The sequence below is a fragment of the Acidomonas methanolica genome, assembly GCF_004346035.1.
GTDB classification, from domain to species: domain Bacteria; phylum Pseudomonadota; class Alphaproteobacteria; order Acetobacterales; family Acetobacteraceae; genus Acidomonas; species Acidomonas methanolica.
In genome coordinates this window covers 14090-32399 of sequence record NZ_SLZN01000002.1, presented here as the reverse complement: position 1 = coordinate 32399, position 18310 = coordinate 14090, and the positions used below count along the sequence as shown (strand labels likewise).

Here is an 18310-nt window from a genome sequence, read left to right as displayed (position 1 = left end):
GTTTGCGCGCTGATGGCTGGATCACGCATGGGGCGCAGCCAAGGCTTTACCACTTGGATAGAAAGATGATCGCGCCTCTACCGGCACTGTCAAATTCGTGTTCACAAAGAGCATGCTGCTGATACAATGAAAAAAAAGGAGCCGACGATGAACATTCAGGACGTTAATCGGATACTCGCTACATCATCTCAAGATGACTGGATCGTGGACGACGAATCGGGGACATTCACTTATAGACATGACTTGAATCTACATATTCAACGTGCAGATTATGATTCTTTCAGAGAGTTTAATGAGGACTGGGCCACGCGCCATCCCAATCCTAACGCAGTCTCGGTAGAGTATGTGGTTAAATACGGCGCAGCGCCTGTCAAAAGAGACACTCTAGTATCAGTTGACGGACATAGAGCTACTTTACCGATGCCAAAGTCAGCCACTGATTTGAGCGTTGGTCGCGATGATGTAAATTTTGCAAGAATAGTTGATGTCGGCGGCCGAGTTGATGAGTACTTGGCGAGATCGCATATTGTGGTTGTGTAAGATGAAGGAAAATAAAAGTCCTGTTATCTCTTATATTAAGAGTTCAAAGCCAAGCAGTTCGTCACATAGAATACTAAGCCAAGATGGATACCTTGATGGTTCTGTAGCGCAAGTTCAGTTTAAAGATAGAGATTCGAAGTCCGGAAATTGGCAAGATTATATGTTGTGGGTTGTCATAACCAAAAAACATGAAGGGTCAGCGGACACTGAGAGTCAACTTATTCAACAAATGCAGATTGCGGCGAGTCGCAAAACGATATTCAATAATTTAAATTTTACATCAATAGTCTGCGCTTTTATTTCTTTCGTTATAATTTCATCTTTTATTTATCTTGTTTTATTCCGACCGGCTGATAATATACCAGAATACATGAAAAATTTAATGTTTACGGTGATAGCTTTCTATTTTGGACGTATTGTGCAAGATAAAGCCTCCCCCAGAGAGGAAAGTTAGATTTAATCTATATCTTCGAAATATTATTTTTTAGTCCGATGTATAGATATCATACCTTCTGGTTGTATCTATCACCAATTTATCCGTGTTGATTAAGCAACTCTCACCAACAGCCGCCGAAGCCGCGTTGCCTCATCCGCCGGTGCCGTCATCCACAAATCCATCTCCTCCTGCCGCGTCAGGATAACAGGCATGGCCTTGGGATGAACGGCACCGACCTTCCGGTTGGCTTCAGTGGTCAGGATTGCATATAGGTCGTCCATCGTCTGACCATTGGCCGTTCTCGCGGCGGGCTACTGGCCATCGCCTACATCATAGGTTGCGATCGGCGACGATGGCGTTCGGAATCATTATTTGTGTCCTCCGAACTTCCAGGCCGTCATCTGAAAGGCATGGAACGAGGCAGGGGGCATGCGATGGACACCCGCCTCCCATTTTTTCCAGGTTGCCTGGCTGACCGAGACGACCTCAGCAGCCTCGGCCTGGGTGAGACGAACCGCCTTCCTTGCAGCCCGGATTTCGGTGGGTGTCGGAGGGATAGGTGAAATTTTCAGCATTTTACTTGCTCCAGCTTTATCGGGCGCGTAAGGCGGGAGGGCGTGGTGCCCGCTTACGCGAGTGCTGACACGGAGTCGTCGGGCGGGAACCCGGCGACTCCTTTTTGTGGGGTCAGGCGGCCTGCGTCTTTCGTGCCGCATTGCGCGTCTCTGCGTTTTGCGCGGCTGCGGCGTGTTGTGCGTCTGACATGAGGGCCGCAACTACACGGCTCCTTACGCTGGCGTCGCCGCCGGCGATTCGCTGGCCGCTGATCTCGGTATGCTCGTCAAGTATCTCATTGATATTTTTCAATTTATCAACGAGGGCATCAGCAACGTGCCTGTCCAGGTTTCCGTCGTCGGATAGGTGGGCGAGCAGACTGATGATGTGATAGCCTTTCGCCTTCTGGCCGGCCCGGTGGCCCCGGTCCTCAGCTTGCAGCATGGCCGCCGGCACCCAATCGAGTTCCACGAAAATGCAGGTGTCCGCACGGTGCAGGGTCAGGGCCTCGCCGGCGGCGCCAGTCGAGGCAAGGAAGACATCGACCTTGCCTGCCTGGAATTCTGCCTCGGCCTTTGCCCGATCCGTGGCAGGCGTCTCCCCGGTCACGACCACCACGGATCGGCCTTGAGCGCGAATCTGCTTGGCGAGCAGATCGATCACGTCACGATGATGGGCAAAGACCAGGCACGCCCCTTTGGCCTCGACCACATCGTCGATCAGGTCCACGACCGCCGGATTGGTTGCCTTGGCCAACCCCAGAAGGCGCCGCGCTATCGACAACAGGCCCATGACCTCCCTGGCGGCTTCCCCCTTCGTGGCACCGTTGTCGATCGCTTCGCCAACACATCGGGCCGCTTCGGCCATAACCTCATGGTAGGCGACCAGATCGTCACCCTGAGGATCGATGTCCACCCATTGCCTGATCTTCTCTGGCAGGTCGAGCGTATCTTCCTTTAGTCGCCTGATCATCACGGTCTTGAGGATTTCGGCTACAGCCTTATCCCGCGCCTCCTTCCGGGCCTCCTGCCAGTGACCTGTGGCCAGATTCTGGGCCAGGTGGTCCCTGGCGCCCGGCAGGAGCGCATCAATGAGGCTCGCACCCTCGCCGCCGTGATTCCTGAGCGGTGTCCCGGTCATCAGGATCGCGCCACGCGAGCGAGCCTCGATCAGAGAACGGACCGCCTGAGTGCGCCCGGCGCTGCTGTTCTTGATCCTATGAGCCTCGTCGATGAAAGCCAGGTCCGGCTCCCATTCCTGAATCCTGTTGAGCAATTCGGCCGACATGCGGAGTCCGATCCGGTTCAGCCGCTTGACCGCCTTGGCGCAGATTCCCTTGTCGGCCGGCACCGTCAGCGATTTCAGCAAGGCCCCAATTTGCGGATTGACCTGATGGTCGAAACGAAACGGAGTGAATTTTCCCCTTTCATCTCGGCGTCCTTCCTCCGCAGCGTGGCGTTTTGCACGGCGGTTATCGGCGGCGCAATCGTCGTCATCGTCATCGTCATTTTTACTGCCGATCCTTCTGGCCTTTGCTCTGGCCAAGACATCGTAATGCCCGGCGGCCAGCAGTGTCTCCCGCAGCCAGTCCGACGTGGGCTGGTCCGGTGGAAGGAACTGCTCCTGTCGCGTCGTCAACAAGTCATAGGTCGTGATTGCCCAACCGGCATCAGGCAGGCCAGACATATCCTGCAACGATTCCGTGATGTGGAATATCCGGCTGTCGTGGCCAGCCCATCCGCGAATTTCACGATCCCAGACCCAACGGGCGTTGGAGGGCACCACGATAAGGATACGCCGAGCGCCGCCGGCGACAGCAGTCCCGATAGCAGTGCCTGTCTTTCCAAGGCCCATCTCGTCGCCGAGAAGGCCGCGCATGCCCCGTCTTGCCAGGAATTGGATACCCTCGCGCTGGTGAGCGAAGAATCTGTAACCATTTGGCGCAGGCCGCGCCCAGCCTGGGACGCTAGTGAGGTCGATGCTTTCAGGGTTAAAGCAGAAAGACCTTGCGATTTTTTCTTCGATAGGGATGCCTATTGCCGCCAGGGTTTGCGCGGCCTCCGCCCATTTCTCGGCCGTCAGCATAAACTCGCATCCCATGGAGCGGCCCGGCTTCAGCGCTCGCGCCATCGACACCCACGGAATCAGGTGGAGGGGGTTGGCGAGGTCGATTTTGACCCTGACCAACCCGCTATCGCTCACGACAATGACTGGTTGTGAGCGCCAGGCACTCCGTTCGTCCGGGCTGGCGGCGAGGCTCACCATCTCGACATGATCGAGGGCGACTTCGGCTGTCTCTGCTGGCATCGGGAAGCTGATGAGAGAATTCTGGGAGGCTGGGTCAATGAACCATGGCGCCTTCCTGTTTAATGCCCATACCAGATCACGCATTTCGTGGGGCAGGGTTCCGGCGACTTCAACGAGCGCCGAACGATCCACGCGCATCATTACCCAGCCAGCCGCGATGTCCGATACCTCGATGCGAACGGTGCCGTGGGACCGGAGGCGGCTCGCGGACTCAATGGCCCACGCCGGGCGGCTCCTGGACGCTCGCGCCTTCACAGCATCAAGGGTGTCGGGATCAGTGATCCGCCAGCCAGTGCCGCTATCCCAGTTTCCACCTCGGCTCTTGATGATCTCGACGATGGCCTGGCCGGCCGAACGGGAGTATTCGTTAGCGTGGAACCGCACAAAGTCACCACGATCCGAGACGTAGAGAGTCCTCGGCGCTTCGCGGTTGACGTAACAAGGAAACCTGTCGGCGATGTCCTTCCAGCGGATCGTCTGGAGTTGATGTGTTTTTTCTATCGCGGCTGAGGCCATGACGTTTCGTCCTGTATGCCCGGCAGACCGTATTGCGTGGTGCCCGCCAGTGAAGATGTCGTTGATTGTGAAGCAAGCCGGGAAACCTGCCTCACACTACTTATTTAGGTAGAAACGACCCATTGTCAAGAAAATACGGAAATAAATCTGAGTTATGTTCGATATTATATTGTTGTCATTTCGTGATATATTGAATTCGATATAATCTTCCTGGTATTTGTGAGATGGCGCCATTTCGTTATTGTCATGAGGCGTATTGTTACCCGATTTCGCTTCCATGCTGGTGCCGGGATTATCGTCATCGGCGTGCCGGATGGCGGGCAGTGAGGCCGCTCCGTTGGTTACCCGATAGAGGGGCGCTGGGGATGGGGGTATGGCGGTTCAAGAATATGAGAAGTCCGAGATTGATGATGGTGGTTCGAAACACTTCAGCCGGCGAAACCGCCAGCGAGGCGGAGCCGAGCCTGCCTCCCACTCCTTCGGATGCCCCTTCAGCCATCCTCATAAACGCATATGCGACCTCGAATCCGACTCAAAAAGGGTGGTTTACGAACCGCCGTCAAGCACTCATCCTTTTGTCGCAACAATAAGTGTTCAAAAAGCGGCTTTATGGTGAGGATTTGAGGCTGTAATGCGCTGGATCGTGGAGATCGAGACCCCCAGGACACCGGCGATTTGCCCGTTCGTGCTGCCCGTCGCTGCCATCTCCAGAGCATGATCCTTCTGTCGGACCGTCAGCTTTGGCCGGCGGCCCAATCTCTTCCCTGCGGCCCGAGCGGCCTCAAGTCCAGCCAGGGTCCGCTCCTTGATGATCTCGCGCTCGAACTCGGCGAAGGCGGCCAGAATGGTCAGGAAGAGCCTTCCGTTTGGCGTGTTTGTCTCGACCCCGATATTCAGAATCCTCAAGTTAATAGAGCGATCATTCAGAATCCTGATGAGGCCGATCACGTCCACGGTGTCCCGGCCCAATCTATCCAGTTTGGCGGCGACCAGGCTGTCTCCGGCCTCCAGCATTTTCAATAGCGAGGACATTCCTGGCCGTGACAGGGCCGGCACCCCGCCCGACACAACGTCCTGGACGATCATGTCATCAGACAGACCTTCGCGCCTCAGAGCGATGATCTGAGGATCGTTTGTCTGCTCTCCAGTTGAAACCCGTGCATAACCATAGCGTCGCATCGTCATAAACCCCGTTTCTGATCCGTAGTTTTCGGGGCACGTCAATACGACGCCCGGATGTTCATAAACCACGGATTCTGCTCATTACTTATTGTAATGTGCCGGGCTGGAGATTTCATATTTCCAGTCGCCGCTTCGACAGAAAGGGGCAGGATCATGGGGCCAGAAGAACTAGCGATTATCACCAATCCGCAATTCATCAACGCGACGTTCAGCGCGGGTGAAAACTGGTATCATAATCTTGTGGCCCAGGTTCAGCGGACGGAAGCGCTCGCGCGGCGTCGTAATGAATTCGAGGTCGCCAATACCGAACTGGTCAGGGTGAACCGTCAGCTTGTGAGCGGCGTTCAGGAGCAGAACCTTCGCTGGAAGCGGCACGCCGAAACCATCGTGCATCAGTTCAATGAGCGCGTTGCACAGGATGAGCGGCTTTATACGGAACTGCTCGCTGATTATCAGAACACGCTTGCTGCTCGCCAAAAGAATGGCCGGGAACTGCGTGAAATGACGGCGCTTTGCTCCGAGAAGGACGCCTCCATATCCCAGCTTCAGGCCGATCTGGCCGGGGTTCGCGGATCACTGGGAGCGACCCAGGATGCGCTTGCCCATGAACGGCAGTCGCTCGCTTCCGTGCGGGATGAGTCCTCCCGAACCCAGTCTGCTCTTCAGGCTGTGCAGGGTGATCGTGACCGTCTTCAGGACGGGCTGAAGCAGGCGGAGGGTGCCGTGTCGGCTCTTGAGGCAAGTCAGCGTGAAGCGGCGCTTGTGACCCAGGCGGTCGAAGCGGCCGGCATGACCGTGATGTATGTGACGGCTCAGGCGATGGAAGCGTGGGCGGGCCAGGGAAAGCCCTCCATGCTCGACAACCTGATGACCTCGCACTTCAAGGCCGGCGGGCAGCCGATGACCATGCGTGAGTATTTGTGGTTCGCAACGCTGATCAAGGAGATGAAGTCTCGCAGTATCCCCGATCGCCTGATCGTCGAGCGCTGCCCCGTGGACGGAATTGCGGCGAGCAATGGCATTGCGGCGAGCAATGGGATCGAGGACTTCCTCGCTCGTGATGTCGCCATCTCGGAGAAGAAGAAGGACGCGGCCGACGGCAGGGACATCTATGTCGGGTGGTTCGTTGTCGATGGTGTCTGCCATCCGTTCGGCGCGGAATCGAAGCGGAATTGCATGCGGATGATGGCCGGGTTCGTTGGGGAAATGGCTGCAAAACATGCCGCGCATGAAAAGCAATATCCGGAACTGGCTGAACTGTCGCCTTACTGGTTTTCGGGGATATATACTACACCTGACATTGAACTCCTGATGTCGAATAAAGACATTGATCCAGACAGGATCGACGTGTTCTTCGAGCGGGCGATTCAGGCGTATATGCGAGACCCGAATGTCAAAATCTCGGCGTTTACCGTGCCTGGTCAGACACTTGTCGTCGGCGGGTATTCACAGACGCTGTTCGCCGCGATCTCCGATGACGGCAATGCGTTTTCCGCCATCGTCTCGACCGATGAAGATGGCGCTCAGGCATGGCTTGCGGATCACATCGCGAACGAGGTCGGGCCTTCGCTGGGGAAGCCGGGGCTGTCGATCGAGGAGGCTCGGACGCTGATGAAGACTGATGCCTGCCCGACACCGGTCGTCGATGTCCTGCTGCTGACTGTGTCGGACGGGATAGAGATGCGACTGAAGGTGGCGAATATCGGGGCTGCCGCATAAGCATCTGATTCCGACGGTGGTGATGGGCGGAACATAGCTGCACCCCGCAGAAAACTACCAATTTCGAAGGTAATGGCTTTGCCTGTCGCGCCCGGCTTGTGATCACAGGCCGGGCGTTTCCGTGTCCGTAGATAGACTCTCCTGGAGGCAACGAACGCCCAGGAGACAATCATGACAAGCGAAGAGAACGACACCCCGGCAGCCGATGCGGTCGCGGTGAGGATAGCTGAGGAGTATTTCGTTAGTGAGATGATCCTTCGTGCTTTGATGGGGCCTTTTCTGAGTCCGCGCGTTGGCGGCGGTCGGGTTATGGAACCCATCCTTGCCGCGCTTGTTCCGGAGGCCCCCCGGATCATCCATTACATGTGCGGTCAGGCCGAGGATGCGACAGTTCGCTGCGACGAGCGCGATGTCCAGTATCTCGACGGCAGGCAGATTCTGACGCGCCAGGAGGTGAAGATTCTGAGGTGGGCGGAGAAGAATCTTACCCAGAACGGCCGGGATATTTACGTTTCGATGGTTGCTTTGCGGATCATGATCGGGGCCGTCTCGCCGGACATCCGGACGTATTGTTGTATCAAGAATGGTGACCTCGTCCTGCCGGCATTGCCCGTCCGGATGCGGCTTCTGCCCGACCTGGGAGTTGCCCCGCCGGACGTTCCAACATGGAGTGTCATCGTGAGGTCGCTTGTGGCGGCAACCGGACGCGGGAACGCAGGGCGCGAAATGGAACGGCTGCTGATAACCGCCATCGTCGATCTGGGAGATGCTATCGGGCCGGCTATGTTCAACACGAATAGGCAGTGTGCGGGCGGGCTGGATCGAGACAATGAAGTCGGCGAACGAATCCACGGGATTATGGGGACAATTTCATCACGAGATTGGGAACTGTTCGACGGACGGCCGGGCGGCGGTGGACGGATTGCCGGGGGTGGAACGAGCCGGGTCGGGATTGGCAAGAAAAGCAGTCCGGCTCCCAGGGCGCCCAGGCCGAGAGGGAGAGTGTTGCGTCCGCGCTGGGGGTGATGCGAAGCAAGGCTGAAGGGGGCTGCGTAGGCGCAGGGGGGATGCCTCGGCTCCGCCGAGGTTTGCGGAAACGATGGGAGGCGGAGCCGACCCTGCACCTCTCGCTCTCAGCGCCCCCTTCAGCCTTTCTTGATCCCGCGTTTTGTCCCGCAAAGAAAAAAAGGCGGCTCGGTGGCCGCCTTTGAGGATGACATAGTCGTAATCGGAAAGCGAAGGATCACATCTTGCGGGACTGCTCCTCAGCCGGCTTCGGTTGCTCCGCCTGCTTCCGGTCGAAATAAGCGGCAGCGCGACCCAGCACAGACAGCGGCTTCTTCGTCTCGGCCTTCTGCTCCCCCTTCTCCCCCTTCTGGTCTGCCTGCCTCTGTTCGGATGGCTTGGCGGCTTCGTCGCGCTTCCTGTCGAAGTAAGCGGCCGCTTTGCCCAGAGCCGAAACCGGCGCCTTCGTTTCTGCCTTCTGCTCGGCCTGTGCCGGGGCCTTCTCCCGTTCCTCCCCCTTCGCCCGCGCCGCCTGCGGCTCACTAGACGCGCCACCCAAGGACATCTCCGGCTTCAGTTCATGCTCCAGCCCACGTTTCTCCTCCGGGTTCTGAAACCGGGCCGCGTCACGCTGCCGATCACGCTCGCCCTGGGGCAGAACATGCGCGGCCTCTCGACCCAGGAATTCGGCGTCGTTGCGTTTCTGCCCACGATCCGGGTCTGACTGGGTCAGGTTCGGGCGGCGATCGTCGGTGTGGTTGTGAGACGCTGAGATGTCGGGCTGACGATCCTGCGTCCGTTCCTGTTCTCTCTCGAACTGCTGCTCGCGCAAGAATTCAGCCCGATCTTCACGGGATTCAGACACATCCCTGAATTTTTCGAGAGAGTCGCTGATTGTCCGTTTCGGGTCTTCCCATCGCTGAACGCCCTGATCCCGGAAGGTCTCAAACTTCTCCCGCGTTTCGCCGGCCTCGATCTTCAAATCGTCGCGCTTCTTCATCTCCTCGACGACATCATGAATCCGATCGTGGTCATGGTCGATCTGCTTGTCGAGTTCAGCAACGATGCCGGCCCGTTGCTCGACGCGCTGCCACTCCTCATTCCCGCTCTCTCCCCTGTCAGCGCCACTCCGCAGGTCGGCCTTGCGATCATCGAGGTCATTCGACAGCCCGTAAGCAGCCTTTTCGGTTTGGTATTCGCGCTCGTCTGCGACTGCCGTGCGCGTCTCGAATTCCTGGATGAGTTCGGGGCCGCTCATCCGGGCGAGGTCTTTTCGGTATTCTTCGTTCCGCTCTTCAGCCTCTTTCCAGGACACGGCCTTGTGTTCGCGCAGTTCTGAAACTGACTTGAATTTTTCGAGCGAACCATCGATCTCCCGTTTCGGGTCTTCCCAGCGATGAACACCCTGATCCCGGAAGGTCTCAAACTTCTCCCGTGTCTCACGATCTTCGATTTGCAGATCATCGCGCTTCTTCATCTCGTCAACGACATCACGAATCTGGTCGTGATCCTGGTCGATCTGCCGGTTGAGTCCAGCGACGACGCCAGCACGTTCTTCGACGCGCTGCCATTCCTCATTCCCGGCTTGGCCTTTATCGTCCCCGCTCCGCAGATCAGCTTCGCGGTCATACAGATCGTTGGATAGCGCGTAAGCGGCCTTTTCCGCGAAGAATTCGCGTTCAGCAACAATGTCTGTCTGTTTTCGGAATTCAGCGACAAGCTCTGCATCGCTCATTTTGCCCAAAGCATCTTTCTTGTCGCCAGTGATCGTTTTTTGCTCTTCGTCGTGACCGTAATCGCGATCGTCATCCTCGTAGTCCTCGCCGTCGTCGAGGCCGGGCTCCCATCCATCTGCTTGCCGCCGCACGTCTTCAACCCCCGCCTCAATGATCGCTTCTGCTTCTCTGCGGGCTTCGTTCGGGTTGCTCTTCCCTGTCCCCTGCATGTAAGACCATGTCTCATTGTCGATTTCAGGTTCTTCTTCGTCGATCGTTTCGTCCGCCGCGAGCAGTTTCCTGCGCTCGTCTTCTGTCCTTTCGTCATGATACTCTTCGGTCTCGGCGGCCATCTGGTCGTCGAGGTGAGCTTCCGCCTCTTCGATCTGGCGCTTGCGGTATTCTTCCTGCGTTTCGGTCATCTTATCCATCCTTCATGGTCAAACTGACTGCCCGTCGCTGCCAGTTTCGACGCAGCCCCGACTGGGACTGCCTCGAAACCGGCAGGAATCATCGGCCGCCCTACCTTGATACGGCTCGTGATTGCTGTGGAATCACAGGCGCATCTGCGTCCTGATAACGGGTCATCATCTGCCTGAGCGGCGACACGAAACGCGGCGGGATTAAGGGCTTCGGTTTCGGCAGGGGAGCGGTGCGGCTCGCGGAATCCGCCTTGGGATCGCCCATCTTTGAATCTGCCCGCTTTGCATCTTCCATTTTGACGACCTGAGCCTGCTCCGGAGCGCGATCCTGCCGCCAGATGTCCGTCACCCCGCGAGCGTCGCCCACGGCCAGCGCTCGCAGGTGAGCGCGGCTGGGGAATGGTTCTCCGGGTTTCGACGAGAACATCCGGTCATCCGCCTCTTTCTGGAGATCGGAATCGGACATCGCCATGAGGGCTTCATAATCCCTGCGAACCTCGCTGTCGGGATCGCGAATCTTCGTAATGACGTGCAGCGCATACCGCTCGTCTGAGCGCTCTTTCTCGGCCTGTTTATTTGAGATCAGACCAGCAGGAGCGGCCTGGACGAAACCGACATTCCCGTCGCTGACGGTCTGGAAATGGCGGCGGTGGACACGTTTCAGAAGGTCATCTTCGTGGAGTGACATGATTACTCTCCATTCGTTTGCCGTGACTTGCTCCGGCATCCAGGCCGTCTGAGGTTTGACTTGTCAGGCGGTCTGGATGACTGAGCGTTCTTCTTATTATGCTTATATTATAGCGCAGTTTTCAAATTTGCCGGGTGCGTTGCGGGGAGCAACGGGGCGTTGCGGCGAGCAATGGGCGCTCGCCGCAACCGTTTCTCACCGCAACTCACATCACTCCGCCAGGTCAACGATGTCGATCGAGTGGCCCCCGGCACGCTGGACATAAGCCAGAGCGTAGCTTCCGCCCTGTTTGATGTCAGTCGCGGTGAACAGGGGCTTGTTCTCGACGCCGTTGCCGCGCATTTCGCGCTCCTTGTCCTCCTGGCGCCAAAAGGCGTCTTTTTGACTGCCGATGACCGCATCCTGATTGCCGCCATGCGGGCTTTTACGAAACTGGAGGATGAATCGGGGATCGAACCGCTTCAGGGGGCGCATCGGATACGTGTTGAACACGGGCGACGCCGGCATCAGGCTGACCTGTTCAGCGCCGGTCAGTGCGGGAACCGGCACATCAGGACGCTCGATTTCACGGACACCTTGAGTCTCGTAATAGTCGTCATCGATGACCAGGCCGCGCAGGGTTTCGCCCGTCAGCTTCTGGAAGAATTCGAGCGTTTCCTGTTCTTCGATACGCAGGCACAACTTCGTGCGAAGGTTGTTCAACAGGTCTTGCGTGTGTTTGTCACCCAGGCGCTTCTGCAAAGACGGCAGACCCTGAGTCGCGGCGACCATAAACACGCCTGTTGAGCGGGCGATGTTGAAGAATTCCGCGTCAGATTCCGAGCCGCCCTTGGTAGCCAACATCTGGAATTCATCGACCAGGAGGGCCACGGACTGCCGCTTCGCCGCCTCCGGATCGGCGATCTGGCGCTTGCGTGCGGCGATATACAGCCGGGTCTTGAGCCAGACAGCGACGACCTGGCCGACCGTTCCCCATTCGCTCTCACCTACGGCCACGGCGAGAATCCCGCCGTTCAGGGCGAAATCGACATCCGTGGTCTGATCTGCGGGCAGCAGACCTGATGCGAAGCGAGCGGCGACCGGCGGAGCACCCGCGAATTTGCCGGTGATTGTGCTCACGTTCGCAATCACACCAGAGCGCGTATCAGGGGCCATCTTCTCCCATTCGCTGCGGACATAGCCGTGCGAAATAATGACCTCGCGAGACTCAAGCATTACTTTGAGTTCCGCCTCATCGACTGTCAGGGCGCGTTCCTTCTCTATCGCCGCAAGGGCTTCGCTCTCCTTCGAGACCTGAGCGGCAGCATCCAGGATCGCATCGGGATTGGTTGCGAGGTAAGCAATGCCCTGAAGCGACCACGGCCTGAAATTCTGCCATGCTCCCGCCGGCGCGTCCTCGTCGGTCTGATCCTGGGCTGCCTCTGCCGCGCCGGACGTAGCCAGGTCGTCGATGTCCACGCCGGAGGCGAGCAGGTCTTCCCACGAATCTGAGGTGACTTCAGGGTGCGCGTCGGCTTCGGTAACATCGTCAGCAGCGGGTTCCTGAACGCCGCTTTTCGAGAGAGGATGCGGGACAATGCGCTCCAGCACGCTGCACAGCACTGCCGCATGGTAAACAATGATCGACGCCTGTTCGCTCCAGAAGACATCCTCTTTTTCGCCCACGACCTGGGTCGTGACTGTCTTCAGCATCGTTGCGACTTCGAGAGGAGTCATGCCGGCGACGAGGTTGACGCCGAAATGCCCGTCGTCGGTTCCCAGGACGCGGACATCGCCACGCGAAGCAATCTCGGGCAGACCGACGAGGTCTTTATAGAGAACGCCCTTGCCGTCGGTGATGTATCCGCCGATCTTGCTGCCGTCCCCCCATTTCGCGGCGAAGATGCGCCGGGCCATGGGCTGAAGGAAAGCGCGTGTCTTGCCCTCGCCCGTGCCACCAAACGCGATGACATGCTGACGAATACTTTCCGCATCGAGTGCAACCGTCTGACCGACACCCGGCGAGCGCATGGAGCCACGGGCGCGGGCAATGCCGGTTGCTCGGCCAACGGTGATCGTCGGCGCGTCGGGGTTCATGAGCGCGAGATCGATCTGGCGGGCGTATGCCTCCTGCTCGGTCTGCCGGATGTCCGACCGGTTGCCCCAAGCCACGATGGAATCGCGCGTCGGGGTCGCCAGAGCCGCCGATGCTCGGCCGAAATACGACTGAAGGCCGCGCACGACATTGAAGAAAGCCAGGCCCGGAGCCATGATCGCCGCCGCAAGCAGGGCCAGCCCGACCGTGCCGACAGCGGAAACAGCGGTCGTAACGATCGCGTCCGCATACCAGGCGGCCTGAGGCGTGATCACATGCAGACCACGCGCCCAATCCGGGAAAGGGATAGCGCTATGCAAGCCCTGAAGGCAGACACTGACGACAGCGGCCGCAGCAAACACAATAGCCATGCCGGCGGAATAGCGGACGCTCTTGTGAATCTGGGCGCGAGAGATTTCGCTGATCGCATTGATCGTCATGTGCCGCCAGGCCAGCCAGGTGACAGGCACGCCGCCGGGCAGGCGGCCATCCCAGGTCGGCGGACGCACCAGATCGGCCGGGATGTCCTTGTAAAGCCAGCGGTATTTCGTTTCGGGCCATGTGGTATTGGCAGCCGCGCGGATGTCGCCGGCCAGGAGGGGGTTGTTCGAGCCGGACGTGCGGGCTTCGAGCCATTTGTCCAGGCGTTCGGGCGCACAGAACAGGTCGATCCGCTCCTGAACGCCATGCGGAATCAGGCGGTCGATCATCTTGCCCCAGAGGCGGGAAGCGATGCGGCGCGGGGCGCGGGCGGTGCGGACGCTCATGCGCCAGGCGAGAGGCACGAAGGCGATGACGGCGGCGGCGATCGACAGGCCGACAACGACCTCGCCGGTCTGGTGGAGGGACGGGAGATTGAACAGCGTTGACACAAGCGCGGTCGTTGTATCGAGAGCGCCGGAGTCAGCGAGGTTTCCTGAGTTTTGACCGAAGAAATCCATTGTCGTTACTCACTTCTGTTTGCGTCGGAGCCGCATCGGGCGGCTCCGTGATGGTGGGGAGGTGCTGGATCAGCCGTGCAGGAAGGTGGCGACCCGCGTATGGGTCGAGGTCACGTCGTAAGACGCTGAGACCTTGCCGTAGGCGACGGCTCCACCTGAGAAGACGGCTCCACCGGCGATGATGGCGGCAGCGATGATTGCGACGATGTGCATTGTTTCAATCCTTCGAGTTTGCGTTTATGTGCGTTCGTGTAAGCAGGTTTCAGGTTGTGGCGCCTGGGGTCGGTCAGGTGCGCTTCGGCTTCAGTTCAATTGCCATGGACTTCGCGCAGGACTCATGATCGAGCGCCGCTTTGATGCGCCGAGTGTTCGTCATCTGGCTCGCATGCAGGGCCGTTTCTTCTCGGCCGATGCAGACGGACAGGCCGGAGCGGATGAACGCGCCCCGGCTCGGCTCCATCTCGGCAAACTGCATCAGCGCGGCATCGACAGCATCGGCCTGCTGACGGGCCTGTGCATATGTCGATGCTTTGTCCGGCACGGACAGGATGCGGTCGTTGATGAACTGCCCCATCAGATGCGGCTGCTCCGATGCCGACACGTCGTCGCTCAGGGAGACATGGGGCAGACCATCGACATGGAGCGGGCCGCAAGCTGTGAGTGCGACGGACAGACCCAGAAGGGCGGTCAGGCCGGTCGCGGCTCCGATCAGGCGGCGGGTGGACGGGGTAATCTTCAGGAGTTTCACGGGGTTATTCCTTCTCGGTCAGGCTGTTGAGCAAGGCGCCGACGCAAGTGCGGCGGAAGTCCAGTTGCCTCAGTTGCGCTTCGGGGCTGGCCCTGTGATCGGGCGATTCAGCCACGGCCCTCTCGCCAATCGCGTCGGCCTGTTTGCTGCACGAGCCATAGCCGGCCACGACGCGGTCACTGACGGCCTTGTCGCCGTTGACGATGTTCGTGATCAGCGCATCGATCTCGATATTCGCCTGGATGCCTTCAGCCGGCGTCTTCGGCGGGTGCATCGCTGCGATCTCTGACGCGGCTTTGAGCAGAACAGGCGACGGCGTGTAAGCCGAAGCAACCGGTGCGACGGGGGCGGCCGGAACCGGCATCGTGGCCGGGGCGGATGCCGAGGCAATGGCGGGGGCTGACGCAGTCGCGGCCGTCTGGGCCTGAGCCTTCGCTTCAGCGGCTTTGCGTTCCGCCTCCGCCCGGTCTTCCGCCGCCTTCATGGCAGCCTGCGCCTTGGCTTCGGCTGCACGCTGATAGACAGCCTCGTCCGCTGTGAAGGCACGGTCGAACCATGCCGGCATTGCCAGGGTGCTGCCGCCCACGCCCGAGATCGCACAAACGGCAAGGACGATACCGGCGCCGTAAGCGACGCATGCCGGGGCATAGAACGGCATCAGCGCCGCCCTGGCCCGGTGCCCGGCGACATGGCCGGGTGTGATCAACTTTTGGAACTCCTGCATAGGATGTCTCCGGATTTGGCGAAGCAGGGATCGCATCGCCGTCACTGTTAGATTACCATATTTTCGTGCATCGCGCAGCAATGTGGGGCAGCAATGGGCGAGGACGTTGCGGAAAAGAGATGACTGAGACAGGAAATATCTGAACAGCAAGATAACACATTGAAAAATAAGAGTATTCTTCACGGATGCCTTGACGCGAAATAATTTGAGGGACATCGCGCAGCTAGGAATCGGATTGGTCAGGAATGGCGACGCTCGCCGCGCCTCTGGCGGTTTTCTGCGGTTTTCTGGCTGTCGGGGAGATACGATTCCTGTTGATTCCCGGATGGTTCCGGGGAGGATTCTCGATGATTCCCGTGTTCCGAAAAAATATGCCTTCAACGGGGAAATTTAGGAATCGGATGCTTCTGATTCCCGTCGGATTCCCGTTGTCCCTTCCGGGGTATTCCGTATATGTGTTTGATATATAACGACATTGCCCAGCAATGCTCTGAATGAAGGCTGGGCGAGCCTGGGGCAGACCGGATCATTGCGACCGGGCGAATTAAAATTCTCTGAAAAGCCCATATTGGAACTGCGGTTGTCGCGGTTCGGCTTCGGAGAACACGCAAATGATTGTCCGCCATCTGATGATGACTGTGTCTGCTGTCGCATTGATTGCTGGCATTTCGTCAAATGCCCACGCTCAGGCATATAACCGTGTCGCGCCACACGAGATGGATGAGGGCCGTCCGGCGCTGACGAACGCGCCGGTTGAGACGCGGAATCTGTTGCCTGACAGCGACAAGGTCGGGGCGAAGCGGCTCATGGGGATTGCGATCCTGCCGCCGGGTTCAGGAGGTGGCGTGCCTGACGGCGTATTCATTGGCCGGGGCGTCGATGACACACTGAGGAATCGGGCGTTTACGAGGGGCATGAATGACCGGATAGGCAAGCCGCTGACGATGGCGGACATCAACGCCGTGGTGGACACCATATATAAAGAGTATCGCCACGCTGGCCGGCCTTACGTTTTCGTCTCTATCCCGGCCCAGAAGATCAGCAGCGGGTATCTCAAGATCATCGTTGACGAGTATTCCTTGAACCATGTGAGCGTGACGGGGAACAGGTGGTTCTCGACGCCTGATCTGATCCAGATCGCGGGCTTGCGTGCCGGGCAGAGAATGACGCTCGGCAGGCAGCAGGAGGCGCTTGACCGGCTCAACGACAACCCGTTTCGGTCAGCCGTGGCCGTTGCATCGCCGGGAGGAGAGCGCGGACAGAGCGATGTGACGCTCAAGGTCACGGATCATCTGCCTGTGCGGGGTTATGCTGGCTTCGACACGGGCGGGACGCCGATACTGGGCCGCCAGGAATGGTTTGTTGGTGGGGCGGTCGGGAACCTGCCACTTGACGGGGTGCTGTCATATCAGTTCACCCACGCTGTCTCTGAGCGATACTCGGCTCATGCAATCAATTACTCGATGACGCTCCCGTGGCGAGACAAAATTCAGATTTTCGGAGATTATGCGTGGGAGCGTCCCGAGATCACGATGGGCAGCGCGGTCGGTATGATCCACATGACGGAGAAAGGCCATTCCGGGCAGGCGTCATTTCGTTATCTGCACGATTTCCGGCCGTTCTTCGTGGGGGATGTCCTGATCCGCCAGCAGATTTCGGGCGGGTTTGACTACAAGACGACGAACAACTCGATCGAGTTTGGCGGGGTCAATGTTTACGCGGGAAATGCGGATGTCGCGCAGTTTCCGATCTCGTATCTGCTGACAGAGACGGACAAGTGGGGCCAGACGACATTCAGGAACACACTGACGTTTTCGCCGGGCGGATTGACCAGGGGGAATAGCCGGAAAGCCATGGATGTCATCGTGCCGGGGGCTTCGGCGTGGTATGTCTATGACACCATGTCGCTTTCGAGGCTGACGTATTTGCCGTGGGGAATGTCCTGGTCGATGGACGCGGTCGGACAGGTTTCGTCGTCGAATTTGATGTATTCGAACCAGATCGGCCTGGGCGGGCTTTACACGACGCGGGGGTATTTCACGAGTTCGGCGTATGGCTCGCAGGGGGTGACGGTTCAGAATGAACTGCACTCGCCGGCTTGGAGTGTTTTCAATGGGTGGGATACCGAACAGGTCGGGGTGTTCGTCGATTATGGGCATGTTTCGCAGGTGAAGAAGATTCCGCAGGGGGTGAATGGTCTCGACCTGGCGAGTGTCGGGGTCGATGCGAAGCTGAAGATCAGGGATTACCTGAGCGTGTCGTTCAATGTGGGATGGCGGTTGAGGGGGATGCCGGAGGAGCGACGGGATGAGGGGTATGGGAATAAAGGCGGCTTCGGGAATGTTGCGTTGACTGTGGGGTTCTGAGGGGAGGACTGCCGCCTTCTATTTGATCTGAATGGCCTCTGCCCTGATATTGGGCAGGGGTTTTTCTTTGCTCTGAGCCGGGGCGGCACCCCGAGGGCGGTGATCTTTACGTGGCAAGCTGAAGGGGGGCGCGAAGGGCGCTGGGTGAAGTGCCGCGCTCCGCCCGGCCTGGGGGTGGTTCGACGGTAAGAGAAGTCCGAGACGGATGATGGTGGATCGAAACACTCATGTCGTCGCAACCGCCCGCGAGGCGGAGCCTCGCCATGCCCATCACTCCTTCGGAGACCCCCCTTCAGACTGTCAGAACCCCTTCGAAGTGTTTCGATCTCCCCCTTCTGCCGGGGCTAACCACCCTCCACTTCAACTAACCAC

14 protein-coding genes and 1 pseudogene are annotated in these 18310 nt (G+C 58.6%); 5 read left to right on the top strand and 10 right to left on the bottom strand.

Features of this window, described 5'->3' with window-relative positions; all coding sequences use genetic code 11:
- The first annotated feature begins 147 nt into the window (after positions 1-147).
- Both EDC31_RS01990 and EDC31_RS01985 read left to right on the top strand, forming a co-directional pair.
- Complete coding sequence (locus tag EDC31_RS01990) at positions 148-540, top strand: hypothetical protein (protein ID WP_132126886.1); 393 nt, start codon at positions 148-150, stop codon at positions 538-540.
- A gap of 1 nt (position 541) precedes the next feature.
- Entirely contained in the window at positions 542-994 is a 453-nt protein-coding gene (locus tag EDC31_RS01985; RefSeq protein ID WP_132126885.1) for a hypothetical protein, read from the top strand.
- A gap of 92 nt (positions 995-1086) precedes the next feature.
- On the opposite strand, the pseudogene EDC31_RS01980 reads toward EDC31_RS01985, so the two are convergent.
- From EDC31_RS01980 to EDC31_RS01965, 4 genes and pseudogenes are all read right to left on the bottom strand, one after another.
- A pseudogene (locus EDC31_RS01980) lies at positions 1087-1278 on the bottom strand (SOS response-associated peptidase family protein); the annotation flags it as partial.
- Positions 1279-1344: 66 nt separating this feature from the next.
- Complete coding sequence (locus EDC31_RS18480) at positions 1345-1551, bottom strand: Aca2/YdiL-like domain-containing protein (RefSeq protein ID WP_158310306.1); 207 nt, start codon at positions 1549-1551, stop codon at positions 1345-1347.
- 112 nt (positions 1552-1663) lie between these two features.
- On the bottom strand, positions 1664-4354 hold the full coding sequence (locus EDC31_RS01970) for a DEAD/DEAH box helicase (RefSeq protein WP_042056744.1): 2691 nt from the start codon (positions 4352-4354) through the stop codon (positions 1664-1666).
- A gap of 594 nt (positions 4355-4948) precedes the next feature.
- Positions 4949-5605, bottom strand: coding sequence for a recombinase family protein (locus EDC31_RS01965; protein WP_243697787.1), 657 nt, complete (start codon positions 5603-5605; stop codon positions 4949-4951).
- Positions 5606-5689: 84 nt separating this feature from the next.
- On the opposite strand from EDC31_RS01965, the gene EDC31_RS01960 reads away from it, so the two are divergent.
- Together EDC31_RS01960 and EDC31_RS01955 are read left to right on the top strand one after the other, a co-directional pair.
- Positions 5690-7255 (top strand): hypothetical protein, encoded by a 1566-nt coding sequence (locus tag EDC31_RS01960; protein WP_042056746.1) that lies wholly within the window; start codon positions 5690-5692, stop codon positions 7253-7255.
- Between the two features lie 171 nt (positions 7256-7426).
- Entirely contained in the window at positions 7427-8281 is an 855-nt protein-coding gene (locus EDC31_RS01955; RefSeq protein WP_042056747.1) for a hypothetical protein, read from the top strand.
- 217 nt (positions 8282-8498) lie between these two features.
- Here the strand turns inward: EDC31_RS01955 and EDC31_RS01950 are convergent, their stop codons facing one another.
- The 6 genes from EDC31_RS01950 to EDC31_RS01930 form a co-directional block, all read right to left on the bottom strand.
- Complete coding sequence (locus tag EDC31_RS01950) at positions 8499-10397, bottom strand: hypothetical protein (protein WP_132126884.1); 1899 nt, start codon at positions 10395-10397, stop codon at positions 8499-8501.
- Between the two features lie 100 nt (positions 10398-10497).
- Positions 10498-11085: a hypothetical protein gene (locus tag EDC31_RS01945; protein ID WP_042056750.1), complete on the bottom strand. Its 588-nt coding sequence runs from the start codon at positions 11083-11085 to the stop codon at positions 10498-10500.
- Positions 11086-11295: 210 nt separating this feature from the next.
- On the bottom strand, positions 11296-14100 hold the full coding sequence (locus EDC31_RS01940; RefSeq protein WP_042056752.1) for a TraM recognition domain-containing protein: 2805 nt from the start codon (positions 14098-14100) through the stop codon (positions 11296-11298).
- Positions 14101-14169: 69 nt separating this feature from the next.
- Positions 14170-14313: a hypothetical protein gene (locus tag EDC31_RS17610; protein ID WP_158310307.1), complete on the bottom strand. Its 144-nt coding sequence runs from the start codon at positions 14311-14313 to the stop codon at positions 14170-14172.
- 73 nt (positions 14314-14386) lie between these two features.
- Positions 14387-14848 carry a hypothetical protein gene (locus EDC31_RS01935; protein WP_042056754.1) on the bottom strand — a complete coding sequence of 154 codons (462 nt, stop codon included), beginning with the start codon at positions 14846-14848 and terminating at the stop codon, positions 14387-14389.
- 4 nt (positions 14849-14852) lie between these two features.
- On the bottom strand, positions 14853-15572 hold the full coding sequence (locus tag EDC31_RS01930) for a hypothetical protein (RefSeq protein ID WP_052511703.1): 720 nt from the start codon (positions 15570-15572) through the stop codon (positions 14853-14855).
- 806 nt (positions 15573-16378) lie between these two features.
- On the opposite strand from EDC31_RS01930, the gene EDC31_RS01925 reads away from it, so the two are divergent.
- A complete protein-coding gene (locus EDC31_RS01925; protein WP_165920195.1) occupies positions 16379-17938 on the top strand; it encodes a ShlB/FhaC/HecB family hemolysin secretion/activation protein in 1560 nt (519 codons plus the stop codon).
- Positions 17939-18310: the final 372 nt, after the last annotated feature.

Bases quoted from the DNA above. Each gene is read 5' to 3' on its own strand.
- EDC31_RS01990 (WP_132126886.1), top strand. From the start codon at position 148: ATGAACATTCAGGACGTTAATCGGATACTCGCTACATCATCTCAAGAT.
- EDC31_RS01985 (WP_132126885.1), top strand. From the start codon at position 542: ATGAAGGAAAATAAAAGTCCTGTTATCTCTTATATTAAGAGTTCAAAG.
- EDC31_RS18480 (WP_158310306.1), bottom strand. From the start codon at position 1,551: ATGCTGAAAATTTCACCTATCCCTCCGACACCCACCGAAATCCGGGCT.
- EDC31_RS01970 (WP_042056744.1), bottom strand. From the start codon at position 4,354: ATGGCCTCAGCCGCGATAGAAAAAACACATCAACTCCAGACGATCCGC.
- EDC31_RS01960 (WP_042056746.1), top strand. From the start codon at position 5,690: ATGGGGCCAGAAGAACTAGCGATTATCACCAATCCGCAATTCATCAAC.
- EDC31_RS01955 (WP_042056747.1), top strand. From the start codon at position 7,427: ATGACAAGCGAAGAGAACGACACCCCGGCAGCCGATGCGGTCGCGGTG.
- EDC31_RS01950 (WP_132126884.1), bottom strand. From the start codon at position 10,397: ATGACCGAAACGCAGGAAGAATACCGCAAGCGCCAGATCGAAGAGGCG.
- EDC31_RS01945 (WP_042056750.1), bottom strand. From the start codon at position 11,085: ATGTCACTCCACGAAGATGACCTTCTGAAACGTGTCCACCGCCGCCAT.
- EDC31_RS01940 (WP_042056752.1), bottom strand. From the start codon at position 14,100: ATGGATTTCTTCGGTCAAAACTCAGGAAACCTCGCTGACTCCGGCGCT.
- EDC31_RS17610 (WP_158310307.1), bottom strand. From the start codon at position 14,313: ATGCACATCGTCGCAATCATCGCTGCCGCCATCATCGCCGGTGGAGCC.
- EDC31_RS01930 (WP_052511703.1), bottom strand. From the start codon at position 15,572: ATGCAGGAGTTCCAAAAGTTGATCACACCCGGCCATGTCGCCGGGCAC.
- EDC31_RS01925 (WP_165920195.1), top strand. From the start codon at position 16,379: ATGGGGATTGCGATCCTGCCGCCGGGTTCAGGAGGTGGCGTGCCTGAC.